The sequence below is a fragment of the Aminobacterium sp. MB27-C1 genome (genome assembly GCF_030908405.1).
In the GTDB taxonomy this organism is placed as follows: Bacteria; Synergistota; Synergistia; order Synergistales; family Aminobacteriaceae; genus Aminobacterium.
On the sequence record NZ_CP133089.1, the window covers coordinates 909,677 to 927,985 of the forward strand.

The following is an 18,309-nucleotide window of genomic DNA, read 5'->3' on the forward strand; positions in this document are numbered from 1 at the left end:
CATGGTGGTAGTGCCTCGTTATTGTTATTTCTTAAGTTTTTGAGTTTAAATTAATGGTTGCAGGAGCTGAAATGTTCCTGCAACCATCGTGTTTCAGGAGGAAAACGGATGCTCAAGTATATTTTTAAGCGAATTATATCTCTTATCCCTGTTCTTATAGGAGTCGCTTTCATCGTCTTCTCTCTGCTTTATTTCACGCCTGGTGATCCGGCCAGAATGGTTCTTGGTGATATGGCTACAGAAGAAGCTCTTCAGGCGTTTAGAGAGACAGAAGGGCTAAATGACCCCTTTATTGTTCAATTTGGCAGATATCTGTATAAAGCGACTACTCAAGCAGATATTGGCCGTTCATATGTGACCAAAAGACCTGTAACAAACGAAATAATGACAGTTTTCCCAGCTACATTGAAACTTGCTGCCTTTTCTATGTTTCTTGCAGTTATTTTTGGCATTCCCTTCGGAATAATTTCTGCTATAAAACAATACTCGTGGTTTGATTCGATAACTATGATATTTGCCATGATTGGAATATCCATGCCTGTCTTCTGGTTAGGTGTTTTGCTTATACTTTTCTTCTCAGTTCGGCTTAATTGGTTGCCATCGTCAGGATTTGGAACTTTTAGTGCCATGATCCTGCCTTCTATTTCATTGGCTGCACAAGGAGTAGCAATTGTTACTCGTATGACACGTTCGACGATGCTAGAGGTTATACGACAGGATTATATTCGTACCGTACGAGCAAAGGGCCAAAAAGAATCACTGGTCATTTGGCGTCATGCTTTGCCGAATGCCTTGATTCCCGTTATCACAATTGCTGGTATTCAGTTTGGTCAGCTTTTAGGCGGAGCTGTTTTGACAGAATCAATATTCTCTATTCCTGGAGTTGGGCGTTTGATGGTAGAAGCTATTAAAATGAGAGACTTCCCAGTTGTGCAAGGTGGAGTTTTGTACATTGCCGTAGCTTTTAGTTTGGTCAACCTCCTTGTGGATTTGATTTATGCATGGATCGACCCGCGCATAAAAGCTCAGTACAGATAATCGGAGGGTACACGATGAGTCAGATGAAAAAGAGAAAAATGGGGAACTTCGGAGAAATTATGCGTCGTTTAAAGAAGAACCGTCTTGCCATGTTTGGTTTAACAATAGTTGTTCTTCTCTTCATTACGGCGCTCTTTGCTGATTTTATTGCTCCATACAGCTATGCAAAGCAGCATTTAAGCGATGCCTTCCAAGCTCCCAACAGTAAATATATTTTAGGAACAGATGAGTTTGGTCGTGATATTTTCAGCCGTATTGTCTATGGATCTCGAATTTCCTTACAGGTAGGATTTATAGCAGTTGGATTGGCTGTTGTCGTTGGTGGCTTCTTGGGAGCAGTATCCGGCTTTTATGGTGGAAAAATTGATAACCTTATTATGCGGGCAATGGATATATTGCTTTCCATTCCTCAAATTCTATTGGCCATTGCTATAGCGGCATCTTTAGGGCCTGGACTTTTCAACCTTATGATTGCCGTAGGTATTTCCTCGATTCCGAGCTATGCTCGAATTGTGCGCAGCGCTGTTTTGTCAATTCGCAACCAGGAGTTTGTTGAAGCAGCTAAAGCGATGGGATCAAGTGATTTTAGAATTATTATGAAGCATATCCTGCCAAATAGTATGGCACCCATTATTGTTCAGGCAACTTTAGGAGTAGCTTTTGCCATTTTAACGGCAGCTGGTTTAAGCTTCATCGGGTTAGGAATTCAGCCTCCCATGCCAGAGTGGGGAGCCATGCTTTCGGGAGGACGAGGTTATATTCGTGATTATCCATATATGACCCTTTTCCCTGGTTTGGCGATTATGATTACCATTCTTGCTTTGAATTTCCTTGGTGACGGTCTTCGCGATGCCTTAGATCCGAAATTAAAGCGTTAGAGTAAGAGAGGGACGTTTTATGACAGAAAAAAAAGATTTTTTACTGGATATACAGAATCTTACAGTTCATTATGAAACTGATAGCGGTGTCGTTCATGCAGTTGAAGGATTGAATCTTCAGCTTGGACATGGTGAGTCATTGGGTTTTGTCGGCGAAACAGGAGCAGGAAAAACTACAACCGCTTTAGCGATTATGCAGCTTATTCCAAATCCCCCCGGAAAAATTCTTAATGGCAACATCATTTTTGATGGCCAGAATTTAAATACATTGAATGAAGAAGAGAAACGCCACATTCGAGGTGGCAAAATAGCAATGATTTTCCAGGATCCCATGACATCTCTTAACCCTGTCATCCCTGTTGGAGAACAGATTGCTGAAATGATTGAATTGCACCAGAACGTAACAAAAGATGAAGCTTTTAAAAAAGCAGTTCAAATGTTAGAACTTGTGGGAATCAGGCCGGAACGTGCGAAAGATTTTCCCCACCAATTCAGTGGAGGAATGCGTCAGAGAGTGGTTATCGCTATTGCTCTAGCATGTGATCCTACCCTTCTAATAGCTGATGAACCGACAACAGCTCTAGATGTTACTATACAGGCTCAGGTTTTGGAACTAATGAAGGAGCTTAAGAAAGAATTCAACACTTCCATGATCATGATTACCCATGATTTAGGAGTTGTGGCTGAGATTTGCGATAAAGTAGCCATTATGTATGCAGGAAGTGTCGTGGAGTATGCTGATACGCGTGTTCTTTATACGAATCCGCTGCACCCATATACCAATGGCCTTTTTAACTCTATTCCTGATCTTGATGAAGATGAGGAAGAATTGAAGGTTATTCAGGGACTAATGCCAGACCCAACGAACTTGCCTTCTGGGTGTACATTCCATCCTCGATGCCCTCTGGCTCAACCTGAGTGTTCACAAAAGAAGCCAGAAATGATCGAGATTGAGCCTGGACATTTTGTAGCGTGCCCCGTTTGTTGCAACGCTTTTGTGAAGAAGGGGTAGGAGGAAACAAGATGAATGGAAGCAGAGAAAAATTAATTGAAGTCAATCACTTGAAAAAGTATTTCCCAACAAAGAAAGGGATGCTTCACGCAGTAGACGATGTGTCGTTTTTTGTTTACGAGGGGGAGACTCTTGGATTAGTTGGGGAATCTGGATGCGGTAAATCAACATTGGGACGCGTTATGATCCGCCTTCTTGACGCTACTGATGGAGAAGTTATCTATAGAGGGGAAAATATTTTAAAGTACAACAAGAGACAGATGAAAGATCTGCGAAAAGATGTTCAGATTGTTTTCCAAGATCCATATTCATCTCTTAACCCTCGTCTTTCTGTATCAGAACTCATTGCTGAACCGTTGATCGTTAATAACGTGTATAACGGATCAAAGGCAGAGCGTGATGCTCGTATTCGCACTCTCATGGATACGGTAGGTCTGGCACAACGCCTTGTTCATGCCTACCCTCATGAGCTTGATGGTGGTAGACGTCAGCGAATTGGTATAGCACGTTCTTTGGCGTTGGATCCAGATTTCATAGTTCTCGATGAACCTGTTTCGGCCCTTGATGTATGTATTCAGGCTCAGATTTTGAATCTGTTGAATACCCTTAAAAAGGAAAAAGGATTTACCTATATTTTCATTGCTCACAACCTCAGCGTTGTAAAGCACGTTTCTGACCGTATAGCTGTTATGTATTTAGGAAAGATCGTAGAGCTTTCAGATTATCGCACTGTATTTGCTGATCCTCTTCATCCTTATACGCAAGCTCTTCTTTCCGCTATACCTATTCCGAAGGTGGATCAACAGAGAGATCGAATTATTCTCGAAGGAGATGTTCCAAGTCCTATCGAGCCGCCTGAAGGATGCCGTTTTGCTGGTCGTTGCCGTTATAGGAAAGATATTTGTTCTCAAAAAACACCGGAGCTTCGGGAAATAGAAAAAGGACATTTTATAGCTTGCCATTTTGCCCGAAACCTTTCGATGTAGTTTATACGGAGGTGTTTCATGTTGCGTATTGATATGGGGTATGTAAATTCACTTATGCTTGAGCTTTTGTCCATTCCTTCTGTAGGTGGAGATTGTGAAGAGGCAATGGCAAGAGTGGAAGAGGAATTCAATCGTTTTAATATTTCTGTAAGCCGTACAAATAAAGGCGCACTCATAGGAACAATGAAAGGAACAGATGACGATCACCATGTTCTTATTGCGTCTCATGTAGATACCCTTGGAGCTATTGTGCGTGAAATAAAAAGTAACGGACGCCTTAAAATGCTTCAGATAGGTGGCTTTGCCTGGAATTCAGTGGAAGGGGAAAATGTTCTTGTCAGAACAATGGATGGAACAGAATATTCTGGTTCCATTCTTCCTTATAAAGCTTCAATACACGGTTTTTCAGACGAAGTACGTGATATGAAACGTGATGACGACTCGATGGAACTTCGTCTTGATGAGCTTGTGAAGACAAAAGAAGACGTTTTGAATTTAGGAATTCATGTTGGTGACCTTATCTTCTTCCAGCCACGAGCGGTTATTACCCCTTCTGGTTTTGTGAAATCTCGCCATTTAGACGATAAAGCGTGTGTTGCCCTCATGTTCGGAGCTATCAAATCCCTTTGCGATGAGGGAAAAATGCCATCTCGCACCACTCATTTTTACGTTACCAATTACGAAGAGATGGGACATGGAATTTCGCGTATTCCTGAGAAAGTTACAGAATTTGCAGCTCTGGATATAGGCATAGTTACAGAAGCATCTGCTTCAGAAGAGACAGCTGTAACTATTTTGGCCAAAGATAGCCGCACTCCCTATGACCTGTCGTTCAGAAAGCGTCTTGTCGCTTTAGCTGAAAAGTATGGAATCGACTATAGAGTGGATGTTCACTATCGTTATGGAAGCGACGCGAGTATTGCAGCCATAGCCGGATTCGACGTTAACTTTGCTTGTTTCGGCCCTGGTGTTGATGCAACGCATCATTATGAACGTACTCACGTAAAGGCGATAGAAGAGACTGCCAAACTTCTTACTGCTTACATAAGCGATTAATTACCAAAAAACGATATTGGATATTAATGGAGGATTGAAAATATGTCTTCAGTTGTCGAGCGTTTTTTACATTACGTATCCTTCGATACCCGGGCGATAGAAGAATCAGGTAACGTTCCCAGTTCTGAGGGGCAGTTTGATCTCGCCAATGCCGTTGCAGAAGAAATGAAAGCACTTGGCATGGTTGATATCTCTGTTGATGAACACGCTTACGTTATGGGAACTCTCCCTGCAAATACAAAGAAGGCAAACGTTCCTTCTGTTGGGTTTATTGCTCACCTTGATACCTCTACAGAAGTAACTGGTGCAAATGTTAAGCCCAGAATAGTAAAAAATTATGATGGGGAAGATATTGTCCTTAATGGAGAACTTAACGTTGTTCTTTCTACGAAAGATTTCCCTGAATTGAAAAATTACAAGGGAGAAGATCTTATTGTTACCGATGGAACCACTCTTCTTGGTGTAGATGACAAGGGGGGCATGGCTCAGATTATGGCAGCAGTAGAGTATTTTACAACTCATCCAGAAATTGAGCATGGTCCGATTAAAGTTTGTTTTACTCCAGACGAAGAGATTGGTCATCAGGCTGTGTTACTTGACCTTAACGCTTTTGGCGCAGATTTCGCTTATACAGTCGATGGGGGACCTGTCGGGGAGCTTAACTTCGAGACATTCAATGCCGCGAAGGCTGTTATAACGATTCATGGACGTAATGTCCACCCAGGAACGGCTAAAAACAAAATGGTTAACGCTGCTCTCATCGGGACTGAATTTGCTGCTATGCTTCCCACAGAAGAAACTCCTGAGAAGACAGAGGGATATGAAGGCTTTTATCATCTTATTTCCTTCAGCGGTGATGTCGAAAAGGCCGAATTACAGTACATTATTAGAGATCATGATTGGGATAAGTTCCAAAATCGTAAAGCTTTTGTCGAAAAAGCTGCACAGAAACTACAGGAGAAATATGGTTCTCACGTTTTAGAGTGTGTTCTTTCAGATCAATATTACAACATGGCTGATAATATTAAAGAAGCCATGCATATTGTTGAAACTGCTCAGCAAGCGATGAAAAATGTTGGTATAGAGCCGATTATTGTTCCTGTACGTGGTGGCACTGATGGCTCAAGCCTTTCTCACCGTGGTCTCTTGACTCCGAACCTTTTTACTGGCGGTCATAATTATCACGGACGTTTTGAATATGTTCCTGTTTTTGCCCTTGAAAAGGGAGTCGAAGTGATTGTTAATATTCTAAAACTTTACGCGGAGTAGTTTGGCAACGAAAGAGTGTAATATACAATAACAAAACAACAAAAGGGAAGCTTTTACTTACAAAAAAGCTTCCCTTTTTATTACAATTGTTGATACTCAAATACGTGAAGATTCGACAATAAGTTTTTGGAATAAAGGAAGCATGGTATCTGAAGAAGAAAGCATCATTTCCGGATGCCACTGCACTCCAACAACGAATGGGTTGTTTTCTTTTTCTATAGCTTCAACAATTCCATCAGCTGCACAGGCTGTGACTTTAAATCCTTTTGCGCATTGTTTTATACTTTGATGATGGTAGCTGTTAACCGGAATTTTTTGTGAAAACAGAGATGAAAGTATAGACTCAGATTCAATATTGATTGTATGTGTAGCATTTCCTCTGAGCGCTTTTTGAGAGTGTTTGACAAAAAAATTCGGGTCAGAAGCTATGTCCTGATATAAATTCCCTCCAAAAGCCACGTTGAGAAGTTGTGCCCCCTTGCATATTCCCAAGAAAGGTTTACCTGCATCTACAGCGGCTTTCACAGAGGCCAACTGGGAGCGATCAATAGACGTGCAGATAAATTCAAGTTTATTATGTGGTTCCTCACCATAAAGAAGTGGATCAATATCATATCCGCCCGAGGCAAGCACCCCATCTACAGTAAGTGGAAGTTCCTTCGCCAATTCGAGATTGTCTACCACAGGCAAAATAAGAGGAATGCCACCTGCTTTTTCTATAGCACGAATATAATCTGTATTGACATAGCTTCGTTCTAATCCATACATGCTGTCGTTCTTATCAAAAAGGATATTACCTATTATTCCTATAACGGGTTTTTTCATTGACGTATTCCTTCCTTTTGTGAAAGAGCCTGTATCGTATTGAAGAGAAGAGTTACTCCAATAGGTAAAGAGGCTTCATCAATATCAAAGTATTCATTGTGATGTCCTGCCGTTAGTGTAGAGCCTACAATAATATAGGTAGCTTCTCCGCCATGATCTTGAACTCTTTTCATCATCCACGTAGCATCGTCACTTCCACCAGAAGGAGTATTTCTCTCTATTTCTTTGATTCCTTTTATCTTGGAAGCTTCAGAGACTATAAGATCTACAAGATCATCACTGCTGCGAGTGGTTGTAGCTGCGCCTGTTTCCTTAATACTACTCGTAATGCCGTACATTGTAGCAGCTCCATCGATGATCTCACAGGCTCTTTTATAAACATATGATGCTATCTCTTCTGTTTCTCCCCGAGTTTCTACCTTCATGATAGCTTTGGGAGGAATAACATTTCTTCCTTCTCCTGCCTGGAGAACACCAACATTAACACGTGTCATGCCTTTTGAATGAGGAGCAATTGCATGAAGATTTAGCGCTGCGGAACAGGCGGCTAGAAGTGCATTTTTACCATTTTGCGGAGCGGCTCCGGCATGGGACGAAACTCCGGTGAATTGAACGTCAAATTTTGTTGTGCAGAGAAAACCATAAGCACCGGCAGTTATTTTCCCCGTAGGATTGGGCATCCCAAGATGAACAGCTATAAAGTAGTCGCTGTCATCAAGAATCCCCTTATCAGTAATGGCTTTAGCACCTCTGACTCCCTCTTCTGCTGGCTGAAAAATAAGCTTTATTTTGCCAGTAAGGGTTTCTTTATGTTCCATAAGAAGCTCTGCAAGTCCGAGTCCCATGGCGGTATGACCATCATGCCCACAGGAGTGCATTGCTCCAGGATTAACAGATGCGAAGCCTTCTTTTACAGGGCGGTGTTTAGGATCTTTTGTTTCAGAAACGTCTACTGCATCAAAATCGAAGCGGAGTGATGTTGTTGGACCCGAACGTTTCGTATCGAGAATAGCGACTACCCCGGGATGACGATCCATTTTTTCGATCCACTTTTTTATCGCACCTTGTTCTATAGCACGTTCGATGTGTTTGTCTATTTCTTTTTCTTCTGGTCGACCCATTACAGATGCAAATTCGAATATTGATGATCCAAATAAAAGATCTTTATAGCCTAGTTTGTCGAGGTATTCTGCTACGAGAGAGGCCGTTCTGAACTCCGTCCAGGCCGTTTCAGCATATTTATGAAAATCACGGCGATACGCAATAATTTTCTCAGTAAGTGTTTGAGAAATCATTTTTGAACCTCCATAAGTTTGAAAGCGGCGAGAACAAGATATCTGACGCCATAGGGCAATGCTGCTTCATCGGGTAAAAACTGGTTGTTATGAAGCTTAGGCATTTCCTCCAGAGGGACATCAGTAGGACGGCAACCAATCCAGGCAAAGGCTGAAGGAACCTTTTCGCTGAAGAAAGCAAAATCTTCTCCCCCTAAGTCAGGCATCGCTATTTCTATAAGATTCTCTTCTCCTACAAGTTCGAGAATAGCTTGGCGAGCAATATCTGCAACGAAAGTATTGTTTTGAAGTGAAGGGTAACCAAATTTGTAGTCGACAGTAGCTTCGGCACCGATTCCTTGAGCTGCCCCACTAACGGCACGTTCAATCCAAGCTGGCATTTGCTTTCGTGTCTCAGGGTTGAATGTGCGCACTGTCCCATCCAGTTTAACATCCTCAGGAATAATGTTATATCGAGTTCCGCCGTGTATTGTGCCTATAGTGATGACAGCTTGATCAAGAGGACTAACATTTCTGGAAATAATGGCTTGTAAGGCGTTGATAACCTGAGCTGATGCAACTATGGCATCGACTCCGAACTGGGGAGTAGAGGCATGCGCAGATTTACCCTTGAGGTTGATATTCAGTCTGTCAGAAGCTGCTGACATGGCTCCATTCCTTATGCCTACTTGTCCTGTAGTCAGTGTCGGCCATACGTGTACGCCAAGCATATAATCAACTTTAGGATTTTCAAGTACTCCGTCACGAATCATTCCCGGAGCGCCCCCGGTTGGGCTATTTTCTTCGGCTGGTTGGAAAACAAATTTTATCGTTCCTTTAATATCTTTTCGTAACTCTGAAAGAACGTGTGCTGCACCAAGCAACATAGCTGTATGTGAGTCGTGACCACATGCATGCATTACCCCCATGTTCTGTGATGCAAAAGGAACATCTGTTTTTTCCTCTATGGAAAGAGCGTCCATGTCAGCCCGAAGGGCTATAACAGGGCCACTTTCATTGCCATGCAGTATCCCGACTACACCAGTTGTTCCGATTTCTGTTTGTACATCAAGATTGAGAGATTTTAGAATGGAAGCGACCTTTTGAGCTGTCTTGAATTCCTGGTTGCTTAATTCAGGATGGGCGTGAATCTCTTTCCAGTAACTAAGATATGTTTCCCTAAAGCGTTTTTCCAACTGTTGGATATATTCAAGCATACAAAAACCTCCTCATTTTTGCATGATAGAGAAAAGGTTACCTAATAGAGCTTATTATTTTATCATGGTCGATTGGTTCCTCCTAACTTTTCAGTTTTGTTTGTATTGTCTTTGGTGCCAGTATCAATGATAATAAAGAAAAGAAAGGGGTGGAAAAAATGGAATTGCACTGCTCTGATTTCGAACATGAGGAAATGATGCCCCGACAGCATGGGCGTTCTTTCGATAATAAGGTTCCGTCTTTTTCATGGGAACATGTTCCTGAGAACACAAAAAGTTTTGCACTTGTATGTCATGACCCTGACGCTCTTTCGGGGACGTGGATTCATTGGGTTGTTTATAATATCCCTTCTGATTTACGAAGTCTTCCCAATGATTTAGGACGGGCCGTCGAAGCTGCTAATGGAGTTTGTCAGGGGCTGAATAGCTGGGGCGAGGTTGGATATGACGGGCCACAACCTCCATCTGGGTCTGGAATCCATCGTTACTTTTTTACCCTTTATGCGTTAAATACATCTTTTGATTTCAAAGGTGAGGTTCCCCTTCATGTACTGACTGAAGCTATGAAAGGACACGTTCTTTCTCAGGCAGAATACATGGGACGTTTTGGGAAATAGAGGAGTCAGGTTGCCAGCATTGGAAAAGGCTGATAAAATACCCTTTGGCGGTCTTCTCCAGGAGATTCAGCCCTGTGCGGCAAAACACCGCGAATCCTGTCAGGCCCGGAAGGGAGCAGCAGTAAGCGGAGCGTTTTGGGTGCCACAGGAAGCTGGGTCTCCTAGAGAGGACCGCCGTTATATATATTATCTGAAAGAAAGCTTACACCTCTTCGTGGTCTTCTTCCGGCACTACGTCTTCTTTGAAGACCATCCCTGCAGGAGCAATATCTATTAATGCTTCTATCAATTTTTCAAGATTATCGAGATCAGGGTCTTTAGCTTCATGAACACAGCGATTGATGTAGTTCTTTAAAATTTCGATACAAGCTTTTTGCATGGCTTTTCTTGCGGCAGAAAGTTGCAGAAGAACTTCATAACAAGGCTTTTCTTCTATGATCATTCTCTGGATGCCTCGCAATTGTCCTTCTACGCGGCGTAATCTGTTGAGCATAGCTTTCCCAGCTGGAGACATATCGTCCAGCTTTTTGATAAGGGAATTTTGTGTCATTTATAATCCTCCTCAGTAAACATTTGTTTATAGAATTTATCTATTCAACAATACAGGGTATATGCAAAATCCGCAACATAGTAATTGCAAAACCTGCAAAATGTTGAAGGAGTATTGCGAAATGTGATATACTCTCCGGTGGCCCATATCACACACATAAACTGATGGGAGTAGGGGTGCCTTTGAAGCTGCGAAGGTTCTGCTTCCAGGGGATGTTTGTGGAGGGAAAAAACCATTTTATTAGGAGGGGTTTACTGTGTCAGTAGTAAGTATGAAGCAGCTTCTTGAGTGCGGTGTTCACTTTGGACATCAGACCAGACGTTGGAACCCGAAGATGAAGCCATATATCTTCACAGAGAGAAACGGTGTCTATATTATCGATTTGCAGAAAACAGTGAGAGGCCTTGAAAAAGCATATAGCTTTGTGCGGGAAATCGCGCAGAATAATGGCTCTATCCTCTTTGTTGGAACAAAACGTCAGGCTCAGGATACTATTCGTGAAGAAGCCGAGCGTAGTGGACAGTATTACATCAACCAGCGCTGGCTTGGTGGTTTAATGACGAACTTCGCTACGATTCGCAAACGCGTTAATCGTATGATCGAACTTCGTAAGATGGCAAGCGAAGAATCATGGAGCAATCTTTCCAAGAAAGAAATCGCACTTCAGAAAAAAGAATTAGCAAAACTTGAGAAGTACTTAAGTGGTATTGCTGGGATGAAAGCGCTTCCAGATGCCCTTTTCCTTATTGATCCTCGCCGAGAAGAAATAGCAATTCTCGAAGCAAAGAAACTGGGAATTCCTGTTATCGCTATTGTTGATACAAACTGCGATCCTGAAGTAGTGGATTTCCCTATCCCTGGCAATGATGATGCTATTCGTGCCATCAAATTGATTTCTGGATTAATGGCTGATGCTATGATAGAAGGGCACCAGGGTGAAGATGCTCTTGCTACTGGCGCAGTTGAAGAAGGGGTAGAAGTTTCTGAGGAAGATATTATATCTGTTCGCGAACGACTTCATGAAGTGTACGACGATACAGATGAAGTGGAAGAATAATTAAGGGAGGACGTATTGAGCATGGCAGAGATTAGTGCATCTGCGGTAAAGGAACTTAGAGAGCGTACCGGTGCAGGTATGATGGATTGTAAACATGCTCTGACTGAGACGCAGGGTGATATGGAAAAAGCTATTGACTACCTTCGTGAAAAGGGAATAGCCAAAGCTGCTAAAAAGGCTACACGTAGTGCTAAAGACGGAAGAGTCTTCTGCTATCTTCATACAAATGCAAAGATAGCTTCTATGGTAGAACTTAACTGCGAAACTGATTTTGTCGCAAAGACCGATGAATTTCAGGAGCTTGGACACGAGTTGGCAATGCAGATTGCTGCTTCTGCTCCGCTGTATGTTTCTTCTGAAGAAGTTCCAGCTGATGTTATTGAAAGAGAAAAAGAAATTTATCGTCAGCAGGCAATGGAAGAGGGGAAACCTGCAAATATAGTTGACAAAATTGCCGAGGGTAAAGTTCATAAATATTTTGAAACAACTTGCCTTCTCGATCAGGCCTACATTAGAGATGGAGATAAGAAGATAAACGATCTCATTATTGAACATATTGCCAAATTGGGCGAAAATATAAAAGTTGGACGAATCGCCCGCTTTGCTATTGGCGAATAATAAAAGTAAAAGGGGCGAGGCCAAAATAAAGACCTCGTCCTTTTTTTTGCCTTAAATTTCTTTCGGAGGCGTATAACCATGGTAAAAAGAATATTACTGAAACTTTCAGGTGAAGTACTTGCCGGTTCAAAAAGTTTTGGATTGGATTTAGAGGCAATACGTTCTATATGTGAAGAAATTGCAGATGTTGCCAGGGCTGGGGTAGAAATTGCCATGGTCGTTGGTGGTGGCAATATGCTTCGAGGAAGAGATGTTCAAACAATGGGTATAGAAAGAGCTCAAGCCGATTCTATGGGAATGCTGGCAACTATTATTAACGCGCTGGCATTACAGGATGTGCTTGAGAAGCTCGGGGTTCCTACAAGAGTTCAGACAGCTATAGAAATGCGTCAACTTGCAGAACCCTATATCAGAAGACGGGCTATACGCCATCTTGAAAAGGGAAGAATTGTGATTTTTGCGGGGGGAACTGGTTCCCCTTATTTTTCTACAGATACAGCAGCAGCTCTTCGTGCAGCCGAAGTTGGCGCAGATTGCGTGTTGAAAGCTACAAAGGTAGATGGTATATATAGTGCAGATCCAGTTAAAAACCCTGATGCGGTCCTTTTACATAAAATTACATATATGGAAGCTCTTCAAAAACAACTTGAGATCATGGACGCCGCGGCTTTTTCGCTTTGTATGGAGAACCATATCCCTATAGTGGTTCTAAATGTTTTGAAAAAGGGCAATTTGGGTGAATTTTTAATTCACGGGAAGAAAATAGGAACGATAGTATCTACGGGGGAGGAGGAGTTTTACAGTGCCTAAACAAGAGATTAAGACTATGAAAGACAAGATGGACAAGGTTATTGATCATTTGAAGGAAGAGTACATCGGTATTCGTACAGGACGGGCTCATCCAGGTTTGGTAAGTGACATTAAAATTGACTACTACGGAAGTCAGACACCTATTAAACAATTGGCCACTATTTCTGTTCCAGAAGCCCGACAGATTGTTATTGCTCCTTTTGATAAATCCGTACTTAAAGGAATTGAAAAAGCAATACAGGCTTCATCTTTGGGTATTAACCCTCAAAATGATGGAGAAAATGTTCGCCTTACATTGCCAGAGCTTACAAAAGAGCGGCGTGTAGAGTTATCTAAAGTTGTGGCTAAATATGCTGAAGAGGCAAGAATAGCTGTTCGAAACCTTCGCAGAGACAGTAATGATGTTCTTAAAAAAATGGAAAAAGATTCTACCATTAGCGAAGACGACTTGAGAAAATATACAAAGGAAGTTCAGGATATTACTGACGACTACATAAAAAAAATAGACGAGATACTTAAGTCCAAAGAAAAAGAAATAATCGAAGGCGACTAGAAAAAATATAAGCCCCCACTTTAAAAGCGGGGGCTTGTTTTTTATGTAGTTAAGTAGCGTTTTCTTAGAAGAAAATTTCCTTCAACAAAAAGACGACAAAAAGGAAAATCATCATCGGGCTGACTTGATGCTTTTTGCCTGTCATGTACTTAATGATTACAAAACTGATGACTCCAAACTCAATTCCTGCAGCGATGCTGTAGCTAAAGGGCATGGTAAAAATAGCTATGCAAGCCGGAACGAGATCTGTCCATTCTGCAAAATCGAATTGTTTTAAACTCATTGTCATGAAAATTCCGACCATAACCAGAGCTGGAGCAGTAGCACACGCTGGAACAACTGCAACGAGCGGACTGAAGAAAAGGGCAAGAAGGAAAAGTACGGCAGTTGTTAATGCAGTGAGGCCTGTTCGTCCACCTTGTTCTACGCCGCTGGCACTTTCAACGTAAGAAGTTACTGTAGATGTCCCCAAGATTGCTCCCGCAGATGTTCCAATAGCATCAGCGAGAAGCGCTTCTTTTGCTCTGGGAAGCTTGCCTTCAGAATCAAGCATTCCTGCGCGATTTGTAACTCCTACGAGTGTTCCGACAGTATCGAAAAAGTCAACAAAGAAGAAAGTGAAGACGACAATCCAGAAGTTAGGGTTCATGAATGAAGAAAAATCAAGTTGAGCAAAGATAGGAGCAAGAGAGGGAGGCATAGAGATAAGCCCCTTGGGCATGGCTGTAACACCTAAAGGGATACTGATAGCTGTAATGATGAGTATTCCCCAGAGGATAGCTCCTCGAACACGTCGAGCTTCCAAAATAACCATAATGAAAAATCCTAAAATAGCTAAAAGAGAGGTAGAACTTTTTAGATTTCCCATTCCGACAAGAACTGCGTCATTATTGACAATGATTCCAGCACTTTGAAGACCAATAAATGTGATAAAGAGGCCGATTCCAGTAGAAATACCAATTTTAAGAGAGGTGGGGATAGCGTTAACAACGCCTTCTCGTATACGAGTCAATGTGAGAAGTATAAAAATAACGCCTTCAGTAAAAATAGCGGCTAATGCTGTTTGCCAACTGATTCCCATTCCGAGAACAACACCAAAAGCGAAAAATGCGTTAAGTCCCATTCCTACCGATAAAGCGATTGGATAGTTCGCTAAAAAAGCCATAAGAAGAGTAGCAAAAGCACTTGCTACACATGTCGCTGTCATAACTGCTCCGAAAGGCATTCCAGCCTTTTCCATAATGCTTGGATTAACAAAAATAATGTATGCCATCGTCATGAAAGTCGTTATTCCAGCTAAAATTTCTGTACGGACGTCACTACCAGCCTCCCGCACTTTAAAATATCTTTCGAGCCACGAAGCCATTTTTACATCCTCCCATTTAGATTTAAATTGATTAAAATAATTGAGAACAGAAGGAAGTATAATCCAAACTTTTACAAAATTCAACACGTTAAAGTTAAGCTGTAAGTTTGACCATACCTGCTAAAATATTAACATAAGTTTCTATGTTTATTGGGGGTGACTTTTTTGGTTTTACCGAAAGTCTATATAACGCAGCGCATTCTTGAAGAAGGCCGCCAGTTACTTGATGGCAGGGTTGATTATAGAATGTGGGAGGGGGATGGCGCTCCCGACCGTGAAACCTTGTTACGAGAGGTAGAAAACGTAGATGGTCTTTTATCGATGCTTGCTGATACTATTGATGAAACGTTGTTTAGGAAGGCGCCACGTCTTAAAGTTGTCAGTCAACATGCAGTGGGATACGACAATATTGATGTAGATGCCGCAACTCGTCATGGTGTTTTGATCTGTAATACTCCGAATGTTTTGACTGATGCAACGGCTGATTTGGCGTTTACGTTACTTTTGGCAGTAGCTCGTCGACTTGTTGAATGCGGAGGCTATTTGCGCAACGGTCAGTGGACTACGTGGTATCCAGATATGTGGTTGGGAATGGATACCGCAGGTAAAAAGTTGGGTATTATTGGTTTTGGCCAGATTGGTCAGGCAATGGCTCGACGTGCTAAGGGGTTTGGAATGTCTATTTCTTACTATAACCCTTCTGCTAAACCGCAAGCCGAGAGGAAATTGAACGCTAAGCGTGTTTCCCTTGAAGAGTTGCTTCGCACTTCTGATTACGTATCAATTCATTGCCCATTGAATGATAATACGCGAAAATTAATAGGCGAAAAAGAATTGAAAATGATGAAGTCTACAGCCATTCTTATTAACACGTCTCGTGGTCCTGTTATAGATCAGCAAGCCTTATATAAAGCATTATCGGAGAAATGGATATGGGGGGCAGGACTTGATGTATTTGAGAAGGAACCCGTTCCTTTAAACGAGCCATTGCTCACACTTCCAAATGTAACTGTGATGCCCCATATGGGCAGCGCGACATATGATAGTAGAGGGGGAATGAGTCGTCTTGCAGCTCAAAACCTGCTTGATGCACTCGAAGGTCGCTACCCAGCCCATGTTGTGAATTCTTCTCTTTTAGATAGAGATTAACTAATATAATTATAGAAGCTAATTAAAAAGGAAGGGATCTCAAAAGAGACCCCTTCCTTAAATATTTTATGAATGATAGTGGTATTTTTTATTGAAGTTCTTCAAGGAATTCTTTGAGTCTTCGCATTCCTTCGCGAATTTCTTCTGCCGAATTCGAGTAAGAAACGCGCATATTCCCAGGAACCATAAAGGCTCTTCCTGGTACGCCTGCAACATATTTACTCTCTAGAAGGGCAGTGCAGAAAGAGCTATCATCTGTAATGACTGTATCTCCATGCTTTTTGCCGAAAGTCTTCTCTACGTTAATCCATACGTAAAAAGCACCTTCTGGTTCTTGAAACTGGATATGGGGCATTTCTTTAAGAAGATTGATGATGATATCTCTACGTTTGCTGAATTCATCGTGCATTGCTACGACATCATTTTCTGCCTCTCGGAGTGCTCCAAGAGCTGCCCACTGAGCTACTGAGCAAGCATTTGATGTCAAATGTCCCTGGAAGGAGCCCATTTTAGCAATCACATCAGTTGGGCCTAAGGCATAACCAATGCGCCATCCTGTCATGGCAAAGGCTTTACTTACGCCATTGATAATGATGGTGATATCTTTAGCTTCTGGGCAGACATTGAGAATTTGATGATGTTTAGCTTCTCCATATACAAGTCTTTCATAAATTTCGTCATAAATGATCGCTATATTATTCTCTACGGCAATTTCTGCAAGTCCTTTAAGTGTCTTTTCATCATAAATAGCGCCAGTTGGGTTGTTGGGAGTATTTATCATCATGCAGCGTGTTCGTGGAGTAATAGCTTTGCGAACCACATCAAGGTCTGGTACATAGCCAGTGTTAGATGTGTCAATAAGAACTTCTTTTCCTTCAAAGAGGCGAATTTGTTCAACATAGCTTACCCATGCAGGGGTAAAGACTAATACTTCGTCACCTGGATCAATAAGACAACCGAGAGCTTCATAAAGAAGGGGTTTTGCTCCAGCACCTACCAAAACCTGATTGCTTTCGTATGTAAGCCCGAAATGATTCTTGTAGTATTCACATGCAGCGTCTTTAAGTTCGGGGATACCAGAAGCCGGGGTGTAATGGGTTTGTCCCTTCTGCATGGCTTCCTCAGCGTATCGCAGCGCTGATGACGGGGAGGGAAAATCAGGCTCTCCTGCTCCGAAAGAAATCACAGGTTTTCCTTCACGTTTTAGTGCTTTGGCTTTAGCGACGACGGCGAGGGTAGCTGAGGGTTCCATCCTGCGTGCCCGTTGAGAAATATGCATCACATATCAACTCCTGATTTTTATAGTAGAGATATACTCTGTATAAGGTATTATACCGGTCTTATCTTAAGACAGCTAGTGCTTGTTTATTGCTCATATCATGGGGCAATGTTAGAATAAAGACGATTAGAGCAAGATTGGAGGGATGTATATGGACGTACGCTTTGTAGCACGAAATGCTATTATTGACGACGAGCTCCGAGATTATATGAGAGGAAAGGTTTCAAAACTAGATAAGTTTTTTAACCGGATCCTTGATAATCAGGTGTTGGTGAGCTTTGGTCGGGGGATGCACAACGTTGAAATAACCTCCAACGCTAATGGTGTAATAATGCGAAGTGAGGAAAGTGCGCCGGATATGCGGAAGGCCTTCGATAAGGCACTAAAGAATATCGAACGTCAGATTAAACGTCATAACGCCTATCTCAAAGACAGAGCACAGTTACGTACCCATGATGTTTCTTTTAATCTCGAAGGCTTTTCTGAAAGTGAACCATCGGTGTCTGTAGAGGAAGAAATAGTAAAAGTGAAGCGTTTCCCTCTTCGTCCCATGACAGCTAAGGAAGCAACGATGCAGATGGATCTTCTTGGACATGAGTTTTTCCTCTTTAAAAACGTAGAAACTGGAACAGTTAATGTAGTGTATAGACGTAAAAACGGAGGGTTCGGACTTCTCGAACCTATCGACTAGTGTCGTAATAGGTTTTCTGTAAAAAGTGCAGAAGGCCCCCCATTTTGGGGGCCTTTTTTTCTGT

Annotated in this window: 19 protein-coding genes and 1 other RNA gene; 14 read left to right on the forward strand and 6 right to left on the reverse strand. The window is 42.0% G+C overall.

Going from position 1 to position 18,309, the window contains the following annotated elements; all coding sequences use genetic code 11:
* The first annotated feature begins 108 nt into the window (after nt 1–108).
* The 6 genes from nikB to pepT are packed head-to-tail and all read left to right on the forward strand — an operon-like array spanning nt 109 to nt 6,239.
* The gene (gene nikB / locus RBH88_RS04365; RefSeq protein WP_213695898.1) at nt 109–1,038 is read left to right on the forward strand and encodes a nickel ABC transporter permease; all 930 of its coding nucleotides are present in this window, start codon (nt 109–111) and stop codon (nt 1,036–1,038) included.
* A 14-nt stretch (nt 1,039–1,052) separates the two neighbouring features.
* Nucleotides 1,053–1,916 (forward strand): nickel transporter permease, encoded by an 864-nt coding sequence (gene nikC / locus RBH88_RS04370; protein WP_213690418.1) that lies wholly within the window; start codon nt 1,053–1,055, stop codon nt 1,914–1,916.
* A gap of 19 nt (nt 1,917–1,935) precedes the next feature.
* Complete coding sequence (locus RBH88_RS04375) at nt 1,936–2,928, forward strand: ABC transporter ATP-binding protein (protein ID WP_213695899.1); 993 nt, start codon at nt 1,936–1,938, stop codon at nt 2,926–2,928.
* Nucleotides 2,929–2,939: 11 nt separating this feature from the next.
* On the forward strand, nt 2,940–3,914 hold the full coding sequence (locus tag RBH88_RS04380) for an ABC transporter ATP-binding protein (protein WP_213690416.1): 975 nt from the start codon (nt 2,940–2,942) through the stop codon (nt 3,912–3,914).
* Nucleotides 3,915–3,932: 18 nt separating this feature from the next.
* The gene (locus RBH88_RS04385; protein WP_307880000.1) at nt 3,933–4,970 is read left to right on the forward strand and encodes a M42 family metallopeptidase; all 1,038 of its coding nucleotides are present in this window, start codon (nt 3,933–3,935) and stop codon (nt 4,968–4,970) included.
* 42 nt (nt 4,971–5,012) lie between these two features.
* Nucleotides 5,013–6,239, forward strand: a complete 1,227-nt coding sequence (gene pepT, locus RBH88_RS04390) for a peptidase T (protein ID WP_213691450.1) — start codon at nt 5,013–5,015, stop codon at nt 6,237–6,239.
* A 96-nt stretch (nt 6,240–6,335) separates the two neighbouring features.
* On the opposite strand, the gene RBH88_RS04395 is transcribed toward pepT, so the two are convergent.
* From RBH88_RS04395 to RBH88_RS04405, 3 genes are read right to left on the reverse strand one after another with little or no spacing between them, the layout of a single operon-like run.
* The gene (locus RBH88_RS04395; RefSeq protein ID WP_307880001.1) at nt 6,336–7,064 is read right to left on the reverse strand and encodes a gamma-glutamyl-gamma-aminobutyrate hydrolase family protein; all 729 of its coding nucleotides are present in this window, start codon (nt 7,062–7,064) and stop codon (nt 6,336–6,338) included.
* Nucleotides 7,061–8,359, reverse strand: coding sequence for an amidohydrolase (locus RBH88_RS04400; protein WP_213695900.1), 1,299 nt, complete (start codon nt 8,357–8,359; stop codon nt 7,061–7,063). Before RBH88_RS04400 ends, RBH88_RS04395 begins: the two co-directional genes overlap by 4 nt.
* Nucleotides 8,356–9,555, reverse strand: a complete 1,200-nt coding sequence (locus tag RBH88_RS04405) for a M20 family metallopeptidase (protein WP_213691453.1) — start codon at nt 9,553–9,555, stop codon at nt 8,356–8,358. Before RBH88_RS04405 ends, RBH88_RS04400 begins: the two co-directional genes overlap by 4 nt.
* A 158-nt stretch (nt 9,556–9,713) precedes the next feature.
* Between RBH88_RS04405 and RBH88_RS04410 the strand changes: the two genes are divergently transcribed.
* Nucleotides 9,714–10,172 (forward strand): YbhB/YbcL family Raf kinase inhibitor-like protein, encoded by a 459-nt coding sequence (locus tag RBH88_RS04410; RefSeq protein ID WP_213691454.1) that lies wholly within the window; start codon nt 9,714–9,716, stop codon nt 10,170–10,172.
* A gap of 63 nt (nt 10,173–10,235) precedes the next feature.
* Nucleotides 10,236–10,334, forward strand: an RNA gene (gene ffs, locus RBH88_RS04415) — signal recognition particle sRNA small type.
* 40 nt (nt 10,335–10,374) lie between these two features.
* Here ffs and RBH88_RS04420 read toward each other — a convergent pair.
* Nucleotides 10,375–10,722 carry a metal-sensitive transcriptional regulator gene (locus RBH88_RS04420; RefSeq protein WP_213691455.1) on the reverse strand — a complete coding sequence of 116 codons (348 nt, stop codon included), beginning with the start codon at nt 10,720–10,722 and terminating at the stop codon, nt 10,375–10,377.
* A 256-nt stretch (nt 10,723–10,978) separates the two neighbouring features.
* Here RBH88_RS04420 and rpsB point away from each other — a divergent pair, with 256 nt between their 5' ends.
* The 4 genes from rpsB to frr all read left to right on the forward strand — a co-directional run bounded on the left by rpsB (nt 10,979) and on the right by frr (nt 13,760).
* Nucleotides 10,979–11,779, forward strand: a complete 801-nt coding sequence (gene rpsB, locus RBH88_RS04425; protein ID WP_213691456.1) for a 30S ribosomal protein S2 — start codon at nt 10,979–10,981, stop codon at nt 11,777–11,779.
* Between the two features lie 21 nt (nt 11,780–11,800).
* Nucleotides 11,801–12,397: a translation elongation factor Ts gene (tsf, locus tag RBH88_RS04430; protein ID WP_213691457.1), complete on the forward strand. Its 597-nt coding sequence runs from the start codon at nt 11,801–11,803 to the stop codon at nt 12,395–12,397.
* A 78-nt stretch (nt 12,398–12,475) separates the two neighbouring features.
* Nucleotides 12,476–13,207, forward strand: coding sequence for a UMP kinase (gene pyrH, locus RBH88_RS04435; protein ID WP_213691458.1), 732 nt, complete (start codon nt 12,476–12,478; stop codon nt 13,205–13,207).
* Entirely contained in the window at nt 13,200–13,760 is a 561-nt protein-coding gene (gene frr / locus RBH88_RS04440; RefSeq protein WP_213691459.1) for a ribosome recycling factor, read from the forward strand. Before pyrH ends, frr begins: the two co-directional genes overlap by 8 nt.
* A gap of 64 nt (nt 13,761–13,824) precedes the next feature.
* Here the strand turns inward: frr and RBH88_RS04445 are convergent, their stop codons facing one another.
* Nucleotides 13,825–15,126 (reverse strand): NCS2 family permease, encoded by a 1,302-nt coding sequence (locus tag RBH88_RS04445; protein WP_213691460.1) that lies wholly within the window; start codon nt 15,124–15,126, stop codon nt 13,825–13,827.
* Between the two features lie 165 nt (nt 15,127–15,291).
* Between RBH88_RS04445 and RBH88_RS04450 the strand changes: the two genes are divergently transcribed.
* Nucleotides 15,292–16,275 carry a D-glycerate dehydrogenase gene (locus RBH88_RS04450; RefSeq protein ID WP_213691461.1) on the forward strand — a complete coding sequence of 328 codons (984 nt, stop codon included), beginning with the start codon at nt 15,292–15,294 and terminating at the stop codon, nt 16,273–16,275.
* An 88-nt stretch (nt 16,276–16,363) separates the two neighbouring features.
* Here RBH88_RS04450 and RBH88_RS04455 read toward each other — a convergent pair whose 3' ends face one another.
* Nucleotides 16,364–17,554 (reverse strand): pyridoxal phosphate-dependent aminotransferase, encoded by a 1,191-nt coding sequence (locus tag RBH88_RS04455; protein WP_213701114.1) that lies wholly within the window; start codon nt 17,552–17,554, stop codon nt 16,364–16,366.
* Between the two features lie 151 nt (nt 17,555–17,705).
* On the opposite strand from RBH88_RS04455, the gene hpf reads away from it, so the two are divergent.
* On the forward strand, nt 17,706–18,245 hold the full coding sequence (hpf, locus tag RBH88_RS04460; protein ID WP_213691463.1) for a ribosome hibernation-promoting factor, HPF/YfiA family: 540 nt from the start codon (nt 17,706–17,708) through the stop codon (nt 18,243–18,245).
* Nucleotides 18,246–18,309 lie beyond the last annotated feature (64 nt).